At 72.0% G+C, this 21,721-nt stretch carries 20 protein-coding genes; 9 read left to right on the top strand and 11 right to left on the bottom strand.

All coding sequences use genetic code 11. The annotated features are described in order from the left end of the window. Positions 1–38: 38 nt before the first annotated feature. The 4 genes from AB0K51_RS06110 to AB0K51_RS06095 form a co-directional block, all read right to left on the bottom strand. Positions 39–860, bottom strand: a complete 822-nt coding sequence (locus AB0K51_RS06110) for an AIM24 family protein (RefSeq protein ID WP_363451053.1) — start codon at positions 858–860, stop codon at positions 39–41. A gap of 251 nt (positions 861–1,111) precedes the next feature. Beyond that, positions 1,112–1,762, bottom strand: coding sequence for an AIM24 family protein (locus AB0K51_RS06105; protein WP_363451023.1), 651 nt, complete (start codon positions 1,760–1,762; stop codon positions 1,112–1,114). After that, positions 1,762–2,403 carry an AIM24 family protein gene (locus AB0K51_RS06100; protein WP_363451021.1) on the bottom strand — a complete coding sequence of 214 codons (642 nt, stop codon included), beginning with the start codon at positions 2,401–2,403 and terminating at the stop codon, positions 1,762–1,764. The genes AB0K51_RS06105 and AB0K51_RS06100 overlap by 1 nt, the downstream gene beginning before the upstream one ends. A 94-nt stretch (positions 2,404–2,497) precedes the next feature. Beyond that, positions 2,498–3,274, bottom strand: a complete 777-nt coding sequence (locus AB0K51_RS06095) for a DUF2127 domain-containing protein (RefSeq protein ID WP_363451019.1) — start codon at positions 3,272–3,274, stop codon at positions 2,498–2,500. A 171-nt stretch (positions 3,275–3,445) separates the two neighbouring features. On the opposite strand from AB0K51_RS06095, the gene AB0K51_RS06090 reads away from it, so the two are divergent. Further along, entirely contained in the window at positions 3,446–3,766 is a 321-nt protein-coding gene (locus AB0K51_RS06090) for a DUF3817 domain-containing protein (RefSeq protein WP_363451017.1), read from the top strand. Between the two features lie 76 nt (positions 3,767–3,842). Here the strand turns inward: AB0K51_RS06090 and AB0K51_RS06085 are convergent, their stop codons facing one another. Beyond that, entirely contained in the window at positions 3,843–5,489 is a 1,647-nt protein-coding gene (locus AB0K51_RS06085) for a M4 family metallopeptidase (protein ID WP_363451015.1), read from the bottom strand. A gap of 461 nt (positions 5,490–5,950) precedes the next feature. On the opposite strand from AB0K51_RS06085, the gene AB0K51_RS06080 reads away from it, so the two are divergent. The 3 genes from AB0K51_RS06080 (at position 5,951) to AB0K51_RS06070 (ending at position 8,769) form a co-directional block, all read left to right on the top strand. Next, positions 5,951–6,490, top strand: coding sequence for a MarR family transcriptional regulator (locus tag AB0K51_RS06080; RefSeq protein ID WP_363451013.1), 540 nt, complete (start codon positions 5,951–5,953; stop codon positions 6,488–6,490). Between the two features lie 78 nt (positions 6,491–6,568). After that, positions 6,569–6,910 (top strand): DUF3817 domain-containing protein, encoded by a 342-nt coding sequence (locus tag AB0K51_RS06075; protein WP_363451011.1) that lies wholly within the window; start codon positions 6,569–6,571, stop codon positions 6,908–6,910. Between the two features lie 173 nt (positions 6,911–7,083). Then, on the top strand, positions 7,084–8,769 hold the full coding sequence (locus AB0K51_RS06070; protein WP_363451009.1) for a methylmalonyl-CoA mutase family protein: 1,686 nt from the start codon (positions 7,084–7,086) through the stop codon (positions 8,767–8,769). 53 nt (positions 8,770–8,822) lie between these two features. Here AB0K51_RS06070 and AB0K51_RS06065 read toward each other — a convergent pair whose 3' ends face one another. Continuing rightward, on the bottom strand, positions 8,823–9,593 hold the full coding sequence (locus tag AB0K51_RS06065) for an SDR family oxidoreductase (protein WP_363451007.1): 771 nt from the start codon (positions 9,591–9,593) through the stop codon (positions 8,823–8,825). Positions 9,594–9,685: 92 nt separating this feature from the next. Between AB0K51_RS06065 and AB0K51_RS06060 the strand changes: the two genes are divergently transcribed. Further along, a complete protein-coding gene (locus AB0K51_RS06060) occupies positions 9,686–10,573 on the top strand; it encodes a sigma-70 family RNA polymerase sigma factor (RefSeq protein ID WP_363451005.1) in 888 nt (295 codons plus the stop codon). Positions 10,574–10,580: 7 nt separating this feature from the next. Here AB0K51_RS06060 and AB0K51_RS06055 read toward each other — a convergent pair whose 3' ends face one another. Next, the gene (locus tag AB0K51_RS06055; protein WP_363451003.1) at positions 10,581–11,201 is read right to left on the bottom strand and encodes a TetR/AcrR family transcriptional regulator; all 621 of its coding nucleotides are present in this window, start codon (positions 11,199–11,201) and stop codon (positions 10,581–10,583) included. A gap of 335 nt (positions 11,202–11,536) precedes the next feature. Between AB0K51_RS06055 and AB0K51_RS06050 the strand changes: the two genes are divergently transcribed. The 4 genes from AB0K51_RS06050 (at position 11,537) to AB0K51_RS06035 (ending at position 15,677) form a co-directional block, all read left to right on the top strand. Continuing rightward, positions 11,537–12,520 (top strand): tetratricopeptide repeat protein, encoded by a 984-nt coding sequence (locus AB0K51_RS06050; protein WP_363451001.1) that lies wholly within the window; start codon positions 11,537–11,539, stop codon positions 12,518–12,520. A gap of 566 nt (positions 12,521–13,086) precedes the next feature. Continuing rightward, positions 13,087–13,734, top strand: a complete 648-nt coding sequence (locus AB0K51_RS06045) for a DUF6230 family protein (protein WP_363450999.1) — start codon at positions 13,087–13,089, stop codon at positions 13,732–13,734. Between the two features lie 144 nt (positions 13,735–13,878). Beyond that, positions 13,879–14,466: a DUF6114 domain-containing protein gene (locus tag AB0K51_RS06040; protein WP_363450997.1), complete on the top strand. Its 588-nt coding sequence runs from the start codon at positions 13,879–13,881 to the stop codon at positions 14,464–14,466. Continuing rightward, a complete protein-coding gene (locus AB0K51_RS06035) occupies positions 14,463–15,677 on the top strand; it encodes a hypothetical protein (protein WP_363450995.1) in 1,215 nt (404 codons plus the stop codon). The genes AB0K51_RS06040 and AB0K51_RS06035 overlap by 4 nt, the downstream gene beginning before the upstream one ends. A 76-nt stretch (positions 15,678–15,753) precedes the next feature. On the opposite strand, the gene pyk is transcribed toward AB0K51_RS06035, so the two are convergent. The 4 genes from pyk to AB0K51_RS06015 form a co-directional block, all read right to left on the bottom strand. Beyond that, positions 15,754–17,184 (bottom strand): pyruvate kinase, encoded by a 1,431-nt coding sequence (gene pyk / locus AB0K51_RS06030; protein WP_363450993.1) that lies wholly within the window; start codon positions 17,182–17,184, stop codon positions 15,754–15,756. Positions 17,185–17,296: 112 nt separating this feature from the next. Beyond that, on the bottom strand, positions 17,297–18,502 hold the full coding sequence (locus AB0K51_RS06025) for an acetate kinase (RefSeq protein WP_363450991.1): 1,206 nt from the start codon (positions 18,500–18,502) through the stop codon (positions 17,297–17,299). Further along, entirely contained in the window at positions 18,499–20,637 is a 2,139-nt protein-coding gene (pta, locus tag AB0K51_RS06020) for a phosphate acetyltransferase (protein WP_363450989.1), read from the bottom strand. Before pta ends, AB0K51_RS06025 begins: the two co-directional genes overlap by 4 nt. 103 nt (positions 20,638–20,740) lie before the next feature. Beyond that, positions 20,741–21,655 carry an undecaprenyl-diphosphate phosphatase gene (locus tag AB0K51_RS06015; RefSeq protein WP_363450987.1) on the bottom strand — a complete coding sequence of 305 codons (915 nt, stop codon included), beginning with the start codon at positions 21,653–21,655 and terminating at the stop codon, positions 20,741–20,743. Between the last annotated feature and the right edge of the window lie 66 nt (positions 21,656–21,721).

Raw genomic sequence — 21,721 nt, 5'->3', positions numbered from 1 at the left:
GGGGAGACCGGTCTCCCCGCACCCCCGTCCGACGGTGCCTACAGGCCGAAGCGCCGTCCCAGGTCCCCCAGGTTCCCGAGGTTCCCGAGGCCGGGGATGTTGGGGAGCTGTTGCTGCGCGCCGTGGCCGGCGGCGCCCTGGTGCGGGACGCCGGAGCCGGGGACGCCGGCCTCCGCGGCGACGACGCCGACCGAGCGGTCGGCCATCAGCGTCTCGGTGGACTGCATCAGCACCTGCCCGGCGCCGATGAACTCGAACTGGTGCTCCTCGCCGCTCGCGCCGCCGAGTCCGGTCAGGTGCCGCAGCCCGCCGATCAGGCCGTGCATGTAGCTGTGGTCGTAGTGGTGGCAGGGCGCGGGGCAGTCCGCCCAGCCGACCAGGGCCTGCGGGTCGACCCGGATCGGCGGTTCGACGAAGTGCACGGGGCCGTTGGAGGCCGCGACGAACTTGCCGGTGCCGATCAGGGTGAGGAAGCCGGGGATGATCGACTGCTTGAGCTGCAGCGAGGGCTCGAAGGCGAGCAGGTTCCCCGAACGGACCGTCAGGTTGCCGTTCTCCAGGTCGTAGGAGTTCAGGTCGAAGGCCCGGTCGGCGAGCAGCAGCTTGCCGCGGCCCTCGGCGACCACCCAGTCCGAGGCGTGCAGCGGGGAGTTGAAGTTCCGCTCCAGCATCTGGTCGATGACGCCGCGGCCGACGCCCGAGAAGCGCATCTCGCCGTAGTAGGCGATCATCTTGCCCTTCTGCAGGTAGTACGCGCCGTTCAGGTCGACCGAGAAGCAGTACGGGTTGACGTTGTCGTTCGCGGGCAGGCTCGACGGGTCCCACACCTTGGGGCCCTCGCCGCCGGGAGCCTGCAGCAGCGGCGCGCCGAACTGGCCGCCGGGGCCCGCCTGGTACTGCTGCTGCGGGGGCATCGGCTGGCCGGCCTGGGTGGGCTGGTAGGCCTGCTGGTACTGCTGCTGGTCGTACCCGGGCGGCGGCCCCTGCGGCGGGTACGGCTGGCCCTGCGGCGGGTAGCCGCCCTGCTGCGGGTACGGCTGCTGGCCGTAGGGGGGCTGCTGGGGCGGGTAGGGCTGCTGCCCGTACGGGGGCTGCTGCGGGGGGTAGGACATCAGAGCTTCACCTCGCTGGCCTGCACGTAGACCGCACCCTGCCCGGAGAGTTCGAGCTGGAACGCCTCGCCGGAGCCCCGGCCGATCATGTCGCGCCAACCGACGGCGCTGGAGAGCTTGTTGGTCACCTGGCCGCGGTGCGCGACGTACGCCTGCGGGTCGACGTGCACCGGCTGGCCGGGGGTGATGGGGAGTTCGACGACGCCGCCGTGGGCCATCACCGCGACCGCGCCCTTGCCGGTCAGCTGGGTGGTGAACAGGCCCTGGCCGGTGACCTGGCCGCGGACCACGCCCATCAGGCCGCCCTGCTGGCCCATGAACATGGTGGACTGCTGCAGGCTGCCCTCGAAGGCGAGCAGCCGGTCGGCCTCGACGAAGAGCGCGTCGCCGGTCAGGTCGATCAGGTGCACGTGGTGGCCGCCGTGGCCGAACATCACGGTGCCCTGGCCCTCGACGGTCATCAGCGGGGTGTCCTCGTTGGCGACCCGGCGGCCGATCATCGACATCACGCCGCCCTGGCCGCCGGCCATGTTGGGCTTGAAGGTGACCTCGCCGGTGTAGCCGAGCATCGAGCCGCGCTGGGAGAAGATCCGCTGACCGGGGATCACCTGGGCGGAGATCATCTTGTTGTTGATCCGGGTGAAGGCCATCAGACGTCGCCCCCGAAGGTCATCCGCTCGGAGGGCTGGACGTAGACCAGGCCCTCACCGGTGAACTCGACCTGCATCGCCTCGCCGCCGCCTTCGCCGATCAGGGTGGTCCAGCCCGCACCGGACTTCAGGGACCGGTTGAGGTTGCCGGTGTGCGCGACGTACGCCCCGGGGTCGACCCGCAGCGGCGGCATGCCCTGCGAGACCCGCAGGATGACCGCCGGGCCCTTGGAGGTGACGGCGGCCCAGCCCTGGCCCTCCACCTTGGTGGTGAACAGGCCGTTGCCGCTGGCCATGCCGTTCAGCCCGGTGAAGGAGGTGCCGGTGTGCAGCGTCGCCTCGGTGCAGAGCAGGTTGTCCGACTCGACGTACAGCGTCTCGCCGTTCAGCCGGACCAGATTGATCTCGGTGGCCTTGTCGGCGAAGAAGCAGGTGCCCTGCCCCCTCACCTCCATGACCTCCATGCGCTCGCCGGTGAGCCGGCGGGTGACCATGCCACGCAGGCCGTCGCCGCCGCCGGAGAGCTTCTTGAAGCCCATCTGCCCGGTGTACGCGACCATCGAGCCGTTGCGGGCCTTGACGGTGTCCCCTGCCAGATCGACGGCTAGGACCTTTGACCCCTGAAGTCGGAACTGTGCCACCCGGTGAATGTATCGGGCCCCCGCCCCGTGCGGGGAGGGGGCGCGGACGGCTGGTACCGAGCCGGTACAAAACCCGTACCGGCCCGATGCGCCGTCAGGCCGCCTGCGGGACGGCGCCGGCGGACTCCTCGACCTCCAGCAGCGAGGCCGAGTGCTTCTCCGCCTCGAACGCCGCCCGGCCGCCGCGCAGCCCGAACAGCCGCTTGGAGAGCATGATCCAGAGCACCGCGGCGATGTTCAGCAGCAGCGTGCAGATCTTCAGCACGCTGACGTGCTCGGTCAGCTCGTAGCCCTCCAGCGGCAGGAACGCGGCGGTGGCGACCACCGTCAGGTACTCCGCCCACCGCTGTCCCCACCACAGGCCGAAGGCCTCGACGATCTCGACCAGCGCGTAGACCACCAGCGCGACGGCGACGTACAGCAGCGTGGAGTGCTTGTAGTCGAAGGTCTTGCGGATGGTGTCGACGATCGGCGAGTGCTCCAGGTCCCAGTGGAAGTGCTCGGTGACCGGCTTCAGCACGGAGAGGTTCTCGTCGAAGATCCGGCGCACCGCGTCCTGGCTGTTGGAGAACTTCCACACGCCCCAGGCGACGATCACGATCAGCAGGCCGCGCAGCAGCCGCTCGACGGCCAGGAAGCGCAGGATGAACAGGTCGCGCAGCGCCTTGCCGCGGGGGACCAGCGGGGCGTTCTCGGCCGGGCCGGAGCCGTGCGGCTCGCCGAGCGCGAAGTCGCCGCAGCGCAGGCAGCGCCAGGCGGTCCCGAGCGAGGTCTCGGTGTGCAGGCGGGCGCGCAGCCCCGCTTCGTCGGGCGCGTAGGTGATGTGGCCGCGCCGGGCACAGGTGTGGCGGTTCCAGTCCCGCTTGAACATGTCGCTCGTCCCCCGTGGGTGGTGCGGGCCTGCCGCTCAGGCCGCGCGCAGCACAGCAGGATAGGGGGTCCGTCCGTCGGCGTTGTCAGGTCGGTGATAATAGGCACGGCTTGTGCGTGCATTCACAAGCTGTCCGTACAAGCCCGCCCGTGCCCCCGTGAGGAAACCCCCGTGAAGAGCGTCGCCGCCGTCCACCGCCTGCGCCTGGTCTCCGGCCCCGAGGGCCTGTCCTTCATCCTGCTGCTGATCTGCTCGGTGCTGAAGCGCACCACCAGCTTCGACGCCGTGCCGGTGATGGGCATGGTGCACGGCATCCTGTTCATCCTGTACGTGGTCTTCCTCGCCCAGGCCTGGCAGCAGCGCCGCTGGGAGCCCAAGCGCGGCATCCTGCTGTTCGTGCTCTCGGTGCTCCCGACCGGCGGGTTCTTCGCCGAGCGGATGCTGGCCCGGGAGGAGCGCGGCGAGGTGGTCGCCGCCCCGGCGACCGCCTGACCCGCAACGTGGTGCGCGGCGGCCGGGCCTCCTCGTGGGAGGCCCGACCGCCGCGGGCTTTTCCGGGACGGGTGCGTCAGTTGACGTTGACCGCGGCCCAGGCGGCGGCGACCGTGTTGTACTCGGTCGAGCCGGAACCGTAGAGGTCGGCCGCCGCGCTCAGCGTCGCGGTGCGGGCGCCCTTGTAGTTGGTGGTGGAGGTCATGTAGACGGTCAGCGCCCGGTACCAGATCTGCTGGGCCTTGGCCCGGCTGATGCCGGTGATGGTCGAGCCGTTGTAGGTCGGCGAGTTGTAGCTGACCCCGTTGATGGTCTTCGCGCCGCTGCCCTCGGCCAGCAGGTAGAAGAAGTGGTTGGCGACGCCCGAGGAGTAGTGGACGTCCTTGCTGCCGACCGTGGAGGACCAGTAGTCGGCGGACGCGCCGTCCTTGGAGGGCTTGTCCATGTAGCGCAGCGGCGTGCCGTTGCCGTTGATGTTGATCAGCTCGCCGATCAGGTAGTCCGGCACGTCCTTCGACAGGTTGGCGTAGAACTCCACCATGGTGCCGAAGATGTCGCTGGTCGCCTCGTTGAGGCCGCCGGACTCGCCCGAGTAGTTCAGGCCGGCCGTGTTGGAGGTGACGCCGTGGCTCATCTCGTGGCCGGAGACGTCGAGTTCGGTCAGCGGGTGGGTGTTGGACGAGCCGTCACCGTAGGTCATGCAGAAGCAGCTGTCGTCCCAGAAGGCGTTGACGTAATTGCGCCCGTAGTGGACCCGGCTGTACGCGCCGACACCGTCGTTGCGGATGCCGCTGCGGCCGAAGGTGTTCTTGTAGAAGTCCCAGGTGACCGCCGCGCCGTACTGCGCGTCCACGGCCGCGGACTCGCCGTTGGAGACGGTGCCGTTGCCCCAGGTGTTGCTGGTCTTGGAGTAGAGGGTGCCCTTGCCCGAGGTCTTGCCGGCCAGGGTGGTGGTGTACTGGCCGCCGCGGGTGGCGTCCTTCAGCGAGTAGGTGCTGCCGGACAGCGTGGTGGTCAGCGAGACGTTGCCGACGAAGACGCCGTTGCCGGTGCCGGTCGCGTTGGCGGTCTGGATCTCCTCGTGGGTGGAGAGCACCGCGCCGCTGTCCGCGTCGGTGACCAGGATCTGACGGCTGGGGGTGCCGTCCGCGCGCATGCCCTCGACGGTGGTCCGGTAGGCGAGGCGGGGGTTGCCGTCCGCGGCGAAGATCACCAGCTGGGCGGCGCCGGCGCCGGAGACCGAGGAGATCACGGCCTCGTCGGCGTCGCCGGCCTGGCCGACGGTGGCCTGCACCGTGCCGGCGGCCTTGTTGGAGGCCTGACCGGCGGTCAGCTTCGGGCTCAGCGAGGCGGGGGCCAGGCTGCCCTTCACTGCGAGGTCGGAGGAGCGGACCTGGCCCTTGGCGTCCTGGTGGACCACCAGGTCGCCGCCGAGCACCGGCAGTCCGTTGTAGGTGCGCTCGTAGCGGAAGTGGCGGGTGCCGTCGGCGTCGACGACGGCGTCCTTGACGACCAGCTTCTCCTGGGCGCCGAGGCCCAGGGTCTTGGCCGCGCCGGGGGCCTGCGCGGCGGCGAGCGCCAGCAGCTCGCCGCGGTGCTGGCCCGCGACGTTCTGGGCGGCCGGGTTGGGGACGGCCTGGGCGATCCCGGCGCTCACCTGGATCGCGGAGGCCAGGATGGCCGAGGCAGAGAGAACGGCTCCGACAGCGAGCTTTCGCTTCACGAACGGATTCCTTCCGGATCAACCGCGTGTGCGCGGTCGCACGCCGTTCCGGGGCACCGGGGTCAGTGCCTGCTGGGGCGGAACGAGTGCTGACGTGCAGCTCCGTGCGGTCAGACGACTGCTGCCGGTGGGGTGGGGCCGGCGGCGTCGAACGGGGCTGGCCAGAAGCATGACGATCGTTCAAATGCGGGAACAGCACTTCGGCAACGATTGGCAAACTCTCGCCAGTGGACCCGCAATGTCGAAGTCGGAAAAGCAGAGGTTTAGCCGCGAACCATGCGGCGCGGTCTGGGGATCCGCCCAACTCCCGTCCGTTCACTGAATATTGCCGGAATATCCGGTGTAAACGGCCGCCGGGCGGCGTTGTCCATCTGTTTGGCGTGATCCCGCCAAGAGGTGGCCTTGTCTGCCATCGTGGACACCTGCTACCCCGCCCGCCCCCCGCGAGTACGGTGGGGTGCGTGGCCAAGCCCCTCTCCCTCGACTTCGACCCGATCGCCCGCGCCGACGAGCTGTGGACCCGGCGCTGGGGCAGCGTGCCGTCGATGGCGGCGATCACCTCGGTGATGCGCGCGCACCAGATCCTGCTGGCCCGGGTCGACGCGGTGGTCAAGCCCTACGGCCTGACCTTCGCCCGCTACGAGGCCCTGGTGCTGCTCACCTTCAGCCGGGCCGGCGAGCTCCCGCTCTCCAAGATCGGCGAGCGGCTGATGGTCCACCCCACCAGCGTCACCAACACCGTCGACCGGCTGGAGGGCGCCGGCCTGGTGACCCGCCGCCCCAACCCGCTGGACGGCCGCGGCGTCCTGGCCGCCATCACCGAGCGCGGCCGCAAGGTGGTCGAGGAGGCCACCCGCGAGCTGATGGCCGTCGACTTCGGCCTGGAGGGCTACGACGAGCAGGACTGCCAGAACGTCTTCGACCTGCTGCGCCCGCTGCGCGTCGCGGCCGGCGACTTCGCCCTGCCGCGCCAGGAGGGCCCCGGCGGGGACGACGCGTAGGGGCGGTTACCCTCGATGCAGCGGTGCGCCCAGGCGGGGCGCGCCGGTGAGACGTGGCCGAGTGAGGCGAGGACAGAGATGAAGACCCCACCCCTGCTGGGCTGGTACCGGGCCCTGGCGATCGCGACCGGTGTCGCCCTGCTGGTGTTCTGCGGGTTCATCGTCGCGAAGTACGCCTTCGACACCGGCGCCGAGGCCACCACCTACGTCGCGATGCTGCACGGCTACCTCTACATCGGGTACTTCGTGGTGACCTTCCTGCTCGGCCAGAAGCTCAAGTGGCCGCTCGGCCGGATGGTCCTGACGCTGGCCGCCGGCTGCATCCCGTTCGCCTCCTTCGTCGCCGAGCGCAAGGTGGCCGGCGAGGCCGCCGCCGCCCTCGCCCCGGCCGCTCCGGCCCCCGAGACCGCCGGCGTCTGACCCGCCGCCCGCACGTCGCAGCGCCCCTTCCCCGGACCGCCGGGGGAGGGGCGTTCGTGCATTCGGCCGCCAGGCATCGACAGGTACTAGGACGTCCGAGTAAATTGCTAGGACATCCTAGTAGTTCTCTGCCGCCCCACGAGGACGGCCGCACGGAGCGGGAGTCGGAGCCGATGGACGCCGAGCAGATCGAGGCCGGCCGGCAGCGCTGGCAGCAGCGGTACGACAAGGCACGCAAGCGGGACGCGGACTTCACCACGCTCAGCGGCGAGAGCGTCGAACCGGTCTACGGCCCGCCCGCCGGGCAGGAGGTCGAGGGGTTCGAGCGGATCGGCTGGCCCGGTGAGTACCCCTACACCCGCGGCCTGCACCCCACCGGCTACCGCGGCCGCACCTGGACCATCCGGCAGTTCGCCGGCTTCGGGAACGCGCAGCAGACCAACGAGCGCTACCGGATGATCCTGGAGGCCGGCGGCGGCGGCCTCTCGGTCGCCTTCGACATGCCGACCCTGATGGGCTACGACTCCGACGACCCGCGCTCGCTCGGCGAGGTCGGCCACTGCGGCGTCGCCATCGACTCCGCCGCCGACATGGAGGTGCTGTTCGCCGGCATCCCGCTCGGCGAGGTCACCACCTCGATGACGATCAGCGGCCCCGCCGTCCCGATCTTCTGCATGTACCTGGTGGCCGCCGAACGCCAGGGCGTCGACCCCGCCGTGCTCAACGGCACCCTGCAGACCGACATCTTCAAGGAGTACATCGCGCAGAAGGAGTGGCTCTTCGCCCCCGAGCCGCACCTGCGCCTGATCGGCGACCTGATGGAGCACTGCGCCCGCGGCATCCCCGCGTACAAGCCGCTCTCGGTCTCCGGCTACCACATCCGCGAAGCCGGTGCGACGGCCGCGCAGGAGCTCGCCTACACCCTCGCCGACGGCCTGGCCTATGTCGAACTCGGCCTCTCCCGCGGCCTGGACGTCGACGTCTTCGCCCCCGGCCTGTCGTTCTTCTTCGACGCGCACCTCGACTTCTTCGAGGAGATCGCCAAGTTCCGCGCCGCCCGCCGGATCTGGGCCCGCTGGATGCGCGACCACTTCGGCGCCAAGACCGACAAGGCCCAGTGGCTGCGCTTCCACACCCAGACCGCGGGCGTCTCGCTCACCGCCCAGCAGCCCTACAACAACGTGGTGCGCACCGCCGTCGAGGCGCTGTCCGCGGTGCTCGGCGGCACCAACTCGCTGCACACCAACGCCCTCGACGAGACCCTCGCGCTGCCGAGCGAGCAGGCCGCCGAGATCGCCCTGCGCACCCAGCAGGTGATCATGGAGGAGACCGGCGTCACCAACGTCGCCGACCCGCTGGGCGGCTCCTGGTACGTCGAGGCGATGACGGACAGGATCGAGGCCCAGGCGGAGGAGATCTTCCAGCGGATCCTGGACAAGGCCACCGCGGACCACCCCATCGGCCCGATGACCTCGGGCATCCTGCGCGGCATCGAGGAGGGCTGGTTCACCGGAGAGATCGCCGAGGCCGCCTTCCAGTACCAGAAGTCCCTGGAGAAGGGCGACAAGCGGGTGGTCGGCGTCAACTGCCACCCCGGCACCGTCACCCCCGAGCTGGAGATCCTCCGGGTCAGCCACGAGGTGGAGCGCGAGCAGGTCCGGGTGCTGAACGAGCGCAAGTCGCACCGCGACGACGCCGCCGTCCGGGCCGGCCTGGACGCGATGCTGGCCGCCGCCCGCTCCGGCGCCAACATGATCGAGCCGATGCTGCACGCGGTCCGCGCCGAGGCCACCCTCGGCGAGATCTGCCACGCCCTGCGCGACGAGTGGGGCACCTACCGCGAGAACGCGATGTTCTGACGGTCCGTCGGGGGCAGGGGCGTCCGCCTCTGCCCCCGCTCCTCGTGGCGGCGCTACGCGGCCAGCCGCTCCGCCAGGAACGCCTCCCAGCTGCGGCCGCCGTGCGCGGCCTCGGGGGCGGCGAGGTTCTCGCCCTGCCGGTAGGCGCGCCCGACCTTCCCGGCCAGCGGCACCGGCAGCGCGAGGCGGCGGCGGCCGGTCGCGGTGAGGTACCCGCGGGCCAGGTCGGCGAAGGCGTAGGCGCGCGGGCCGGCCAGGTCGGGGACCAGCCCGGCGGGCTCGCCGAGGACCAGTTCGACCAGGCGGTCGGCGACCTCGCGGGCGTCCACCGGCTCGAAGCGCAGGCCCCCGGGGGCGGGCAGCACGGGGAGCTTGGCCAGCCTGGCGGCCATGGTGAACACCAGGTCGTGGAACTGGGCGGCGCGCAGCACGGTCCACGGCACCCCGCTGTCGGCGAGCGCCCGCTCGGCGTCCCGCTTCGCCCGGAACCAGCCGAGCGGCATCCGGTCCGCGCCGATCACCGACACCATCACCACGTGCCGCACGGCGCTGCCGCGCAGCGCCGCGGCGAGGTGGCGGGCCGCCGTGTCGTCGCCCCTCGCACCTCCGGCCAGGTGCAGCACCGCGTCGACGCCGTCCAGCGCCGCGGCCAGGCCGGTGCCGGCCACCAGGTCGCCGCGGACGTACCGGACGCCGTCGGCGTCCGGGTGCTCGCCGCGGGTGAGGACCCGGACCGTGAAGCCCGCGGCGAGCAGGCGGGGCACGGTGAGCCGGCCGAGGGTGCCGGTGCCGCCGGTGACCAGGAGGGTGGCGGGGGTGGTCATGTCGGTCTCCGATCCGGCCGCCGGAGTGATCGTCCGGCCTGCCACAGTGGGTGTCTGCCTCCATGACCCCGACCGAGGAAGGGATGTGACAGGTGAGCGGGGGAACTCTTCTCGCCGAGCGGTTCGAGGAGCACCGGCCCAGGCTGCGGGCGGTGGCGTACCGGATGCTCGGCTCGCTCGGCGAGGCCGAGGACGCCGTCCAGGAGACCTGGCTGCGGCTGGAGCGGCACGCCGAGGACGAGGTGGACAACCTCGGCGGCTGGCTGACCACGGTCGCCTCGCGGGTCTGCCTGAACGAACTGCGCAGCCGGGAGCGCCGCCGCGAGGACCCGCTGGACGACCCGCGGGTGCCGGACCCGGTGCTCGCCGCGCCGGACGCGCAGGACCCGGAGCGGGCGGCGCTGCTCGGCGACCAGGTCGGCCTGGCGCTGCAGGTGGTGCTGGAGACGCTGGGCCCGGCCGAGCGGCTGGCCTTCGTGCTGCACGACCTGTTCGCGGTGCCGTTCGAGGAGATCGCGCCGCTGCTGGAGAAGTCCCCGGCGGCGGTGCGGCAGCTGGCGAGCCGGGCCCGGAAGCGGGTGAAGGAGCGGGCGCCGGAGCCGGACCGCGACCCGGCGGCGCAGCGCACCGCGGTGGAGGCGTTCCTGGCCGCCGCCCGGGAGGGCGACTTCGACGGACTGCTGCGGGTGCTCGCCCCGGACGCGGTGCTGCGGGCGGACGGCGGCACGGCGCTGGCCGAGCTGAACCGGGTGCTGCGCGGCGGCGCGGCGATCGCGTCCTCGGCGGCCGGCTTCCGGGCGCTGGTGCCGTTCGCGCGCCTGGTGCTGGTGAACGGCGCCTACGGCGTGCTGACGGTGATCGACGGCCGGCCGGTGTCGGTGATGGCGTTCACGGTGGTCGACGGCCTGGTCGCCGAGATCGACGTGCTGAACGACCCGGTGCGGCTGGCCGCCCTCGACCTGGCCGGCCTGGACGGCTGACGGGTCGTCAGCGCAGCAGCCCCGGCAGGGGGTTGAGCAGCAGCGTGGTGAAGCGGCGGATCCACTCCGCGGTGACGGGTTCGCCGCTCACCAGCAGCCGGTGCTCGACGGTGCCGGCGATGGTGTCGAAGATGATGTCGATCTCCTCGTCGGCGGTGGCCGGGTCGCGGTCCGGGTCCATCTCGCCGCGGGCCTGCGCGTTGGCCCGGCCGAGCTGCACCAGCACCTTCTGCGGCTGGACGATCCGCTCCCGGATCCGCAGCCGCAGCTGCGGGTCGCGGGTGCCCTCGGCGAACAGGGCGAGCAGCGCGGCCTGGGTCTCGGGCCGGGTGAGCAGCTCGGCGAACTGGGCGACCACCGCCTCGATGTCGGCCTGCAGGCTGCCCAGGTCGGCGCACTCCAGCTGGTCGAAGAGGCTGGCGATGGCGTCGACCACGAGTTCGCTCTTGGACGGCCAGCGCCGGTAGAGGGTGGTCTTGGCGACCCCGGCGCGCACCGCGACGTCGCCCATGGTGAGGCCGCCCCAGCCGAGCTCGGCGAGGGCCTGGCGGGTGGCCTCCAGGATGGCGAGGTCCGCGGCGGCGCTGCGCGGCCGGCCTTTGCCGCGGACCGGGGTGGTGGGGGCCACCGGGCCTCCTAGCGAATTTACTCAGAAGTAACTTGGAGGCCCCACGGTAGCGACCTCCCGCCGTACCCGGCACCCGCCCCGCCGCGGAAAGTGGTTCAGCTCACGCGTCCGGAGGGCCAGGGGGGCTTGCGGGGAGTGCCCCAGGGGCAGATACGCTACGACGAGTAGCGAAAGAGCGACAACCATCGTGCCCCGCCCTCTGGGATCGGGCGGGCGCGCGGCGCGGGTGGGGACCCGCGTTCCGGTCGGACCTCCCGCGCACGGCGGGCGGCTCGTCCCGGTCTTTTCCGGGCGGTTGGCGCCCGTCAGGTGCTCCGGCGGGGGAGGATGGTGCCATGCAGTCACGGAATTCGCGTATCGACAGCTCCGCCCTGCGCGGCGCGGTGGACCTCGCCGCGGTGAAGGCGGCCGGAGAGGCCGCCCAGAAGGCCGAGCAGACCAGGGCCGAGCGGGCCCGGCAGGCCGCCGCGGGCGACGGCCCGGCACTCGCCGACTACCCCCTGGTGCTCGACGTCACCGAGGGCACCTTCGAAACCGAGGTGGTCCAGCGGTCCGCCGAGGTGCCGGTGGTGGTGGACTTCTGGGCCGAGTGGTGCGGCCCGTGCAAGCAGCTCAGCCCGATCCTGGTGCGCCTGGCCGAGGAGTACGCCGGCCGGATCGTGCTCGCCAAGATCGACGTGGACGCCAACCCGCTGATCGCCCAGCAGTTCGGCATCCAGGGCATCCCCGCCGTGATGGCGGTGGTGGCGGGCCAGCTGGTGCCGCTGTTCCAGGGCGCCGAGAACGAGGCCAACGTCCGCAAGATCCTGGACCAGCTGATCGCGGTGGCCGAGCAGCGCTTCGGCATCGTCGGCCGGGCGGCCGGTGGCGACGGCGGGGTGGAGCCGGCGGCGCCGCGGGTGCCGTCCGACCCGGCGCTGGAGGCGGCGCACGACGCGCTCGACCGGGGCGACCTGGGCGGCGCGATCCAGGCGTACCGCAACGTGCTGGGCGAGCGGCCCGGCCACGTCGAGGCGAAGCTCGGCCTGGCCCAGGCCGAGCTGCTGCAGCGGGTGGAGAAGCTCGACCCCCAGCAGGTGCGCACCGACGCGGCGGCCGATCCGAAGGACGTGGCGGCCCAGCTCCGGGCGGCCGACCTGGACCTGGTCGGCGGGCACGTCGAGGACGCCTTCGGGCGGCTGGTGGCGACCGTGGCGAAGACCTTCGGCGACGACCGGGACACCGCTCGGCTGCGGCTGCTGGAGCTGTTCGAGGTGATCGGCCCGGAGGACCCGCGCACGGTGGCGGCCCGTCAGGCGCTGGCCCGGGTGCTGTTCTGACGGACCGCCGGACGGCACCGGGTGACACCGTTGGTGACCTGCGGTGTCGGCGGCGATTTGACGACTTTCGAGGGTAATCCCGGCAGGTTTACCAAATCTTGATATCACCCCTCTTCGGTCACTCCAGGTGATCGGAGGGGGGTGTTTCGTCGGTGTTTCCAGGGGGTGACGTCCAGGCGGCAGGCCAGTTTCGTCACTCTCCGCAAACTCGCCTTCGATTCCATGATCGAACGCACTTGTTGTTGGATTACCCGTCAGTAACGCACCCCTTGTGCTTCGCCCGGGATTCAAGCACGATCGGCGACGCCCGGTCCCTCGGCGACGAGGGGTCCCCACCGGGTGAGGACAGGGGGGTAACCGCAGATCCCACGCGGCGGTTCCTGGCCTCCGCGGCCGCGCACTCCGCTCGGTCGCACGGTTGTCGCTCGGGGGTGATCGCCCGACGCCGTCCCACGGCACTGGCGCTCTCCGCTACCGAGGACGTAGCTCTCTCCCATCCCGGGCCGGACCTCGTGCGGGACGCACCGGAAACGGCCGGAGATGTACGTCCTAGAAGGAGGACTCGTATGTCCCAGTCTTACGGCAAGACCCGCTGGAAGCGCTTCGCCCTGGCGATGGTGCCCAGCGTCGCCGCCACCGCCGCGATCGGCGTCTCGCTCGCCTCGAACGCGCTGGCCGCCTCGTTCAGCGTGTCGGGCCAGCAGTTCAAGGTGACCGCGCAGGACCTGAACGGTGAGGGCTTCTCGCAGTTCGGCGGCGTGGACGTGGAGGCCAACGGCACCCCGCACCCGATCGCCATCTCGGCGTTCGACCACGCCAAGATCAAGGGCCTGTGCCAGTCCGTGGTCACCAACCTCGGCCCGCTCGGCAACTGGACCCTGGTCCTCAACGCCGGTCAGAGCGACGACGTGGCCAAGCAGGTCGACGCCAAGCAGCTGCTGATCGACCTCAACCAGCTGAACGCGGACGCCGAGTTCAAGAACATCAACATCGGCCAGGACGCGTCCACCCTGACCGGGTCGGCCGTGGACAAGCTGAAGGCGGACGGCGGCAAGCTGCCGACCGGCGGCCAGGGCTTCGCCCAGCGTGCCGACAGCGCGCACCTGACCGGCGTTCAGCAGACCGCCTGGGCCACCTCGGCGGGCACCTTCACGCTCAACGGCCTGAAGCTGAACATCGTCAAGGGCTCCGGCGCCGGCATCGAGTGCTACTGATCCGCATCTGACGGCCCGCCAGTCGGGCCCAGATGACGGACCCGGGTCCGAGGGGGCGGCGACCCGCCGCCCCCTCGGACCGCACCCCGGCCAGGCCGGGGCCATCCGTCTTTCCCCTCGGACCCACCATCGAGGAGTCGCACCATGTCCAGCGCAACCGCCGAAGCCTGGCCCGAGGGCCCGGGCGGCATGAGCCGCCTCCGGCTGAGGTTCCGCGGGTGGCGGCGCACCCGGCCGTTCTGGGGTGGCCTGCTGGCCATGTTCGCCGGCCTCCCGATCCTGTACTTCCCGTACGCGCACCTGAAGCTCGGCAACCTGACCGTGGCGATGTCCACCACGGCCGGCGCCGGCTCGATGATCATCGGCCTGCTGCTGATCGCGCTCGGCCTGACCGCCTGGTTCCAGCCGCTGGTGCGGATCTTCTGCGGGGTGGCCACCACCATCCTGGCGCTGATCTCCATCCCGGTCTCCAACCTGGGCGGCTTCGGCATGGGCCTGATCCCCGGCCTGCTGGCCGGCGGCCTGCTGGTCTCCTGGGCGCCGCTGAAGCCGCTGCCGCAGACCGCCGAGGCCGCCTCGGCGCCGCAGGCCCCGGGCGCGACCGTCGCGCAGCAGGCGGCCCAGCCGGACGCCGCGCCGACCGCGCAGCTGCCGCAGGCCGCCGTCGAGCAGCCGCTGGAGTACGGCGCCGCGCCGCAGCAGCAGCCGCCCGCCGAGGGGGAGCCGCGGTGACCGAGCTGGAGCAGCCCGCCGTCCCCGGCCCGCGGCACGCGGTGCCGCGGGAGAGCGTCCGGTCGCGCCTGCGCGGCAAGGCGCTGGCGATGGCCGCGGTGCCGACCGCGCTGCTGGTGGGCGCGGCGTACGCGCCGACCCTGGCGATGGCGGAGACCCCGACCGGCAAGTGCGCCAGCACGCCGGACGCGGTGCTCAAGGAGACGCCCGTCCCGAAGAGCCAGATCAAGGTGCTGCCCGACTCCGGCACCTCGGTGACCCGCTCCTCGGCGCAGCAGGCGCCCGCGGGCAGCGCCGCCGCCGTCCCCGCGGTCTTCACCGGTGCCGCGGGCACCGTGCAGTCCGCGGTCTACACCACCCCGAACACGCCCGCCGCGAGCGGCGCGGTGCAGCCGGCCGGCCTGATCGACGACCTGCTGGGCGGCCTGCTCCACCCGGGCGGGACGCCGACCCCGACGCCTTCTCCGACGCCGAGCACCAAGGCGGCGACGCCGAGCGCGACGGCGTCCGCCAAGCCGCCGGCGACGCCCGCCCCGCCGGTCACCGGCCAGTCCTCGGCCACCCCGGCCGCGGGCGGCGCCGCGCCGTCCGCCGCGTCCTCGGCGTCGGTCGCGGGCTCGGCCCGGTCGGCGGCCAAGCCGACCGCCTCGGCGTCGGCCTCGGTCGGCCCGAACTGCCAGCTGGACACCCGCCACGTGGCGGCCCTGGCGGCGCCCAAGGGCGACGTGGTGCCGGACCAGAACTGGGTGCTGCACTCGACCCGGCTGTCGCTGCACGGCTCGGTGTTCAACGGCGTCTACGACGTCACCACCGAGAGCGGCACCAAGCGGGTGCTGAAGTTCACCACCGACAGCGTGGACATCGAGAACCTCGACATGTCGACCATCCAGGTCCAGGGCCTGACCTTCCACGTGAAGAGCCGTGAGGGGTCGACCTCGACCATGCGCAACGGCCCGGTCACCATGTACGTGGAGAGCCTCTCGGGCCACCTGGCGGCGATCTACGGCCTGCCGATCCCGATCGACCTGGGCCCGATCACGCTGACCCCGGACACCCTGCCGAAGTGGCTGTGGGACCTGCTCGGCGCGGTGCCGATCCCGCTGGACCTCACCCTCACCGACGCCAAGGCGGTGCAGGCGGGCCAGTTCGGCGGCGACCTGAAGATCCCGGGCATGCGCCTGTTCAACGACAAGACGCCGTACGACGGCTGACGGAACGTCGCGCGAACGCCGCAGGGGCGGGACCCGGTCCTCGGGTCCCGCCCCTGCGGCGTTCGGCGGTGTCGGCTCAGGAGCCGTCGCGGGTGCCCAGGTGGTGCACCTGGACCATGTTGGTGGTGCCCGGGATGCCCACCGGCACACCGGCGGTGACGATCACCGTGTCGCCGTCGGCGAGCCGGCCCATCTTCAGCAGCTCGCGGTCGACCTGCTCGACCATCTCGTCGGTGGTGGCCACCTGCTCCGAGACGTGCGCCTCGACGCCCCAGCTCAGCGAGAGCTGGTTGCGGGTGGCGATGTCCGGGGTGAAGGCGATCACCGGGATCGGCGAGCGGTAGCGGGAGAGCCGGCGGGCGGTGTCACCGGACTTGGTGAAGGCGATCAGCGCCTTGCCGTCCAGGAAGTCGCCAAGCTCGCAGGCGGCGCGGGCGACCGAGCCGCCCTGGGTGCGCGGCTTGCGGCCCGGGTTGAGCGGCTGCAGGCCCTGGGAGAGCAGCTCCTCCTCGGCCTTCTCGGCGATCCGGCTCATGGTCTTGACGGTCTCGACCGGGTACTTGCCCACCGAGGACTCGGCGGACAGCATCACCGCGTCGGCGCCGTCCAGGATGGCGTTGGCGACGTCGGAGACCTCGGCGCGGGTCGGGCGCGAGGCGTGGATCATCGACTCCATCATCTGGGTGGCGACGATCACCGGCTTGGCGTTGCGGCGGGCCAGCGTGATCAGCTGCTTCTGGACCAGCGGCACCTTCTCCAGCGGGTACTCGACCGCGAGGTCGCCGCGGGCCACCATGATGGCGTCGAAGGCGAGGACGATCTCCTCCATCGCCTCGACGGCCTGCGGCTTCTCGATCTTGGCGATGACCGGGACGCGGATGCCGACCTCGTCCATCACCTTGTGCACGTCGTCGATGTCCGCGGCGTTGCGGACGAAGGACAGCGCGACCATGTCGACGCCCAGCTGCAGGGCGAAGCGCAGGTCGTCCTTGTCCTTCTCGGAGAGCGCGGGGACGTTGACCGCCGCGCCGGGCAGGTTGATGCCCTTGTTGTTGGAGAGCACACCGCCCTCGACCACCACGGTCTTCACCCGCGGGCCGTCGACGCTGACGACCTCCAGGGCGATGACGCCGTCGTTGATCAGGATCGGGTCGCCGGCCTGGACGTCGCCGGGCAGGCCCTTGTAGGTGGTGCCGCAGACGAACTGGTCACCGGGGACGTCCTCGGTGGTGATGGTGAACGTGTCGCCGTTGTCCACGGTCACCGGCCCGTTGGCGAAGGTCGCCAGACGGATCTTGGGGCCCTGCAGGTCGGCCAGTACGCCGATGGTGCGGCCGGTGTCCTCCGACACCTGGCGGACCCGGCGGTACCGGTCCTCGTGCTCGGCGTGGGAGCCGTGGCTCATGTTGAGGCGGGCGACGTTCATGCCCGCTTCGACGATGGCCTTCAGCTGTTCGTAGGAGTCCGTCGCAGGACCCAGGGTGCAGACAATTTTCGCTCGGCGCATATCCGTCAGTCTATCCGTTCGTGTTATCGGGACATTCGGTTCGCATCGTCAGATATCGCCAACGAACATTCCGAGGGGTGGGATACTGACGGGTAGTCATCCCGCGCCGGGCTCACGCCGCGTGGACCAGCGCGAAAGTCTGCTGGGCGATCTCCAGTTCCTCGTCGGTCGGCACCACCGCGACGGTCACCCGCCCGTACGACGGCGAGATCACCCGGGCACCCGGCGCGCGCACCGAGTTCAGCTCCGGGTCGACCGCGATTCCGAGCTCCTCCAGGTCGGCGCAGACCGCCGCGCGGACCTCCGCCGAGTTCTCGCCCACGCCCGCGGTGAAGGCCACCGCGTCGAGCCGGCCGAGCACCGCGTAGTAGCCGCCCAGGTAGCGGCGGATCCGGTGCACGTAGGCGTCGAAGGCCAGCTTGGCGTCCTCCTCGCCGTCCTGGGCGCGGCGGACCACCTCGCGCATGTCGTTGTCGCCGCACAGGCCGAGCAGGCCGCTGCGGCGGTTGAGCAGGTCGTCGATCTGATCGATGCTCAGCCCGCCCACCCGGTGCAGGTGGAACACCAGGCCCGGGTCGACGTCGCCGGAGCGGGTGCCCATCACCAGGCCCTCCAGCGGGGTCAGGCCCATCGAGGTCTCCACGCAGACCCCGCCGGCCACCGCCGAGGCGGAGGCGCCGTTGCCCAGGTGCAGCACGACCACGTTCACCTCGGCCGGGTCGCGGCCCAGCAGCCGGGCGGTGGCCCGGGAGACGTACTGGTGCGAGGTGCCGTGGAAGCCGTAGCGGCGCACCCGGTGCTCGTCCGCGGTCCTCCGGTCGATCGCGTAGCGGGCCGCGTACTCCGGCATGGTGGCGTGGAAGGCGGTGTCGAAGACCGCGACCTGCGGCAGGTCCGGGCGCAGCGCGCGGGCCACCTCGATGCCGGTGATGTTGGCCGGGTTGTGCAGCGGCGCGACCGGGATCAGCCGACGGATCTCGGCGACCACCGGGTCGGTGATCAGGGTGGGGCGGGTGAAGCGCAGCCCGCCGTGCACCACCCGGTGGCCGATCGCGGCCAGCTCGGGGGAGTCCAGGCCCATCAGGTCCGCGGCCAGCTCCTCGGCCACCGCCTTCAGCGCCCCGCCGTGGTCGGCGAAGACCTGCCGGGTCTCGCGCCGCTCGCCGGTGAGCGGCTGGTGCAGCAGCCGGCCGTTCGCCTCGCCGATCCGCTCCACCAGGCCGGACGCCAGCCGGGCGCCGTCGAGCATGTCGATCAGCTGGTACTTCACCGAGGAGGACCCGGCGTTCAGCACCAGGACTCGGGTACCGGTGGTCACTGCGCGCCTCCTGCGGGGCCGTTCGCGGCGGGCTTCTGGGACTGGATGGCGGTGATCGCCACGGTGCTGACGATGTCCTCCACCAGGGCGCCCCGGGAGAGGTCGTTGACCGGCTTGTTCAGGCCCTGCATGACCGGGCCGACCGCGACCGCCCCGGCCGAGCGCTGCACCGCCTTGTAGGTGTTGTTGCCGGTGTTGAGGTCCGGGAAGACCAGCACGGTCGCCCGGCCCGCCACCGCCGAGCCCGGCAGCTTGGTCGCCGCGACGTGCGCGTCCACCGCCGCGTCGTACTGGATCGGGCCCTCCACCAGCAGGTCCGGCCGCAGCCGGCGGACCAGCTCGGTGGCCTTGCGGACCTTGTCGACGTCCACGCCGCTGCCCGAGGTGCCGGTGGAGTAGGACAGCATCGCCACCCGCGGCTCCACGCCGAACTGGGCGGCGGTCTCCGCGGACTGGATGGCGATGTCGGCGAGCTGCTGCGCGTCCGGGTCCGGGTTGACCGCGCAGTCGCCGTAGACCAGCACCTTGTCGGCCAGGCACATGAAGAACACCGAGGAGACGATCGCCGCGCCCGGCGCGGTCCTGATCACCTCGAAGGCCGGGCGGATGGTCGCCGCGGTGGAGTGCACCGCCCCGGAGACCATGCCGTCGGCGATGCCCTCCTGGACCATCAGGGTGCCGAAGTAGGAGACGTCGGCGACCACGTCCAGCGCCCGCTCCACGGTCATGCCCTTGTGCGCCCGGGCCTTCGCGTACAGCTCGGCGAACTGCTGGCGCAGCGGGCTGGCCGCCGGGTCGACCACCCGCAGCTGGGCGCCGCTCTCGCCGGCCTGCGGGAACTCGATGCCGAGCGCCGCCGCCCGGCGCTGCACCGCCTCCGGCTCGCCGAGCAGGGTCAGGTCGCAGATGTTGCGGCGCAGCAGGACCTCGGCGGCGCGCAGCACCCGGTCCTCGGTGCCCTCCGGCAGCACGATGTGCCGGCGCTCGGCGCGGGCCCGCTCCAGCAGCGCGTGCTCGAACATCATCGGGGTCACCCGCTCGGACCGGGTCAGCTCGATCCGGCTGGTCAACTCCGCGGTGTCGACGTGCAGTTCGAACAGGCCGAGGGCGACCTCGGCCTTCCGCGGGCTGTTCGGCCCGATCCGCCCCTCCAGGTGGGTGAGCGCCGCCGCGGTCAGCCAGCTGCCCTCCGACACCGCCGCGACGGGGGTGCCCGGGGCCAGCCGGGAGGCCAGCGCCATCACCTCCGGGCCCGGATGCTGATCGAGCGTCAGCAGCACCCCGGCGATCGGCGGGGAGCCCGCGGCGTGCGCCGCCAGCGAGCCGATCAGCAGGTCGGCCCGGTCGCCCGGGGTCACCACCAGCGCGCCCTCGGTCAGCGCGGTCAGGAAGGTCGGCAGCATCGCCCCGCCGAAGACGAAGCCGCGCACGTCCCGGGCCAGGCCCGCCGCGTCGCCCAGCAGCACCTGCGCGCCGGTCGCCTCCACCAGCTGCGCCATGGTCGGGGCGGCCAGCGACGGCTCCTCCGGGATCACGTACACCGGCACCGGCAGCCGTTCGGCCAGCGCGTGCTGCACCTGCTGCTTGGCGCCCGGCGCCACCCGGTTGGCGATCATCGCCAGGATCGAGCAGCCCAGGTCGCGGTAGGCCCGGTGGGCGCCCAGCACCTCCGCCACCACCGCCTGCGGGTCCTCGTGCCGGCCGCCGACCACCGGCAGCACCACGGCCCCGAACTCGTTCGCCAGCCGGGCGTTGAAGGCCAGCTCGTCCGGCATGTTGGTGTCCGCGAAGTCGGTGCCCAGCACCAGCACCGCCTGGCAGCGCCGCTCCAGCTGGTGGAACCGGTCCACCAGCGCCGACACCAGCTCGTCCTGCCCGTGCGCGGCCTGCAGCGCCGCCGCCTCGTCGTAGGTGAGCCCGTACATCTCCGCCGCCGGCAGCTCCAGCCGGTACCGGCCGCGCAGCAGCTCCACCACGTGGTCCGCGCCCGGCTCTCCCGCCTGCGCCGCGTGCACCAGCGGACGGAACACGCCCACCCGGTCCACCTGACGGGTGAGCAGTTCCATGACCCCGAGCTCGACGGCCTGCCGGCCGTCCCCCCGGTCGATCCCGGTCACGTACACACTGCGCGCCACGGTGGAGCTCTCCGTCCGTCGTCCGGCTGCCGGTCATACCGACCATACCGTCGTACAACAGGGAGGCTCGGCTGCGGCACCGCCGCTACGGCCGCACGGTGGACTACACGTTGAGGTACACCAGGCAGCCGAGGCCGGCGACGGTGCAGTAGACCGCGAAGGGGATCAGGCTGCGGGTCTCGAAGTACTTGGTGAGGAAGCGCACCGAGACGTAGCCGGCGGCGAAGGCGGCGAGGGAGCCGGCCAGCAGCGGGCCGCGGACGGCGGCGTTCGCGGGGGACATGAGTTCCGGCAGCTTGAGGGCGGAGGCGGCCAGGATGACGGGGGTGGCGAGCAGGAAGGAGAAGCGGGCGGAGTCCTCGTGGTTCAGGCCGCGCAGGATGCCGGCGCTCATGGTGACGCCGGAGCGGGAGATGCCGGGGAAGAGCGCGAGGATCTGCGCCGAGCCGACCCAGGCGCCCTGACGGAAGGTCAGCCGGGCGATCCGCCGGTCGGATTCGACGGCGGGGTCGAGGCCCGCGGGGTGCGCCTGATGGTCGCCGGCCCGCCGCCGGCCGCCGCCGCCGCGCTTGAGCCGCTCGGCGCCGAACAGCACCAGGCCGTTGAGGGTGAGGAAGAACGCGGCCGGCGTGGGCTTGCCGAGGGCGTCGCGCAGCAGGTGGTCCAGAGCCAGGCCGGCGATGCCCACCGGGATGGTGGAGACGACGAGCAGCCAGGCCAGCTTCTGGTCGGGGCTGCTGATCTCGCGCCGGGTGATCGAGGTGAACAGGCCCCGGACGATGCGTATCCAGTCCCGGCGGAAGAAGACCACCAGGGCCAGCGCGGTGGCCAGGTGCAGGCCGACCAGCACGGCGAGGTACGGGGAGCCGTCCGCCGTGACGTCCAGGTCGCGCTGGGTCTGGCCGCCGATCAGTGCGGGGATCAGGATCGAGTGGCCGAGGCTGGAGACCGGGAAGAGCTCGGTGACTCCTTGGAGCAGACCGACGCCGACGGATTCCAGGTAGGTCAGGGACGACATCACACACTCTCGGCGGCTGTGGCGGGCTCTCTCTGGCGAGCGTGAACCTACTACAGCGCTGTAGAC

The sequence above is a fragment of the Kitasatospora sp. NPDC049285 genome (assembly GCF_040678815.1).
Classification (GTDB): domain Bacteria; phylum Actinomycetota; class Actinomycetes; order Streptomycetales; family Streptomycetaceae; genus Kitasatospora.
This window is presented reverse-complemented; position numbering and strand designations above follow the sequence as displayed.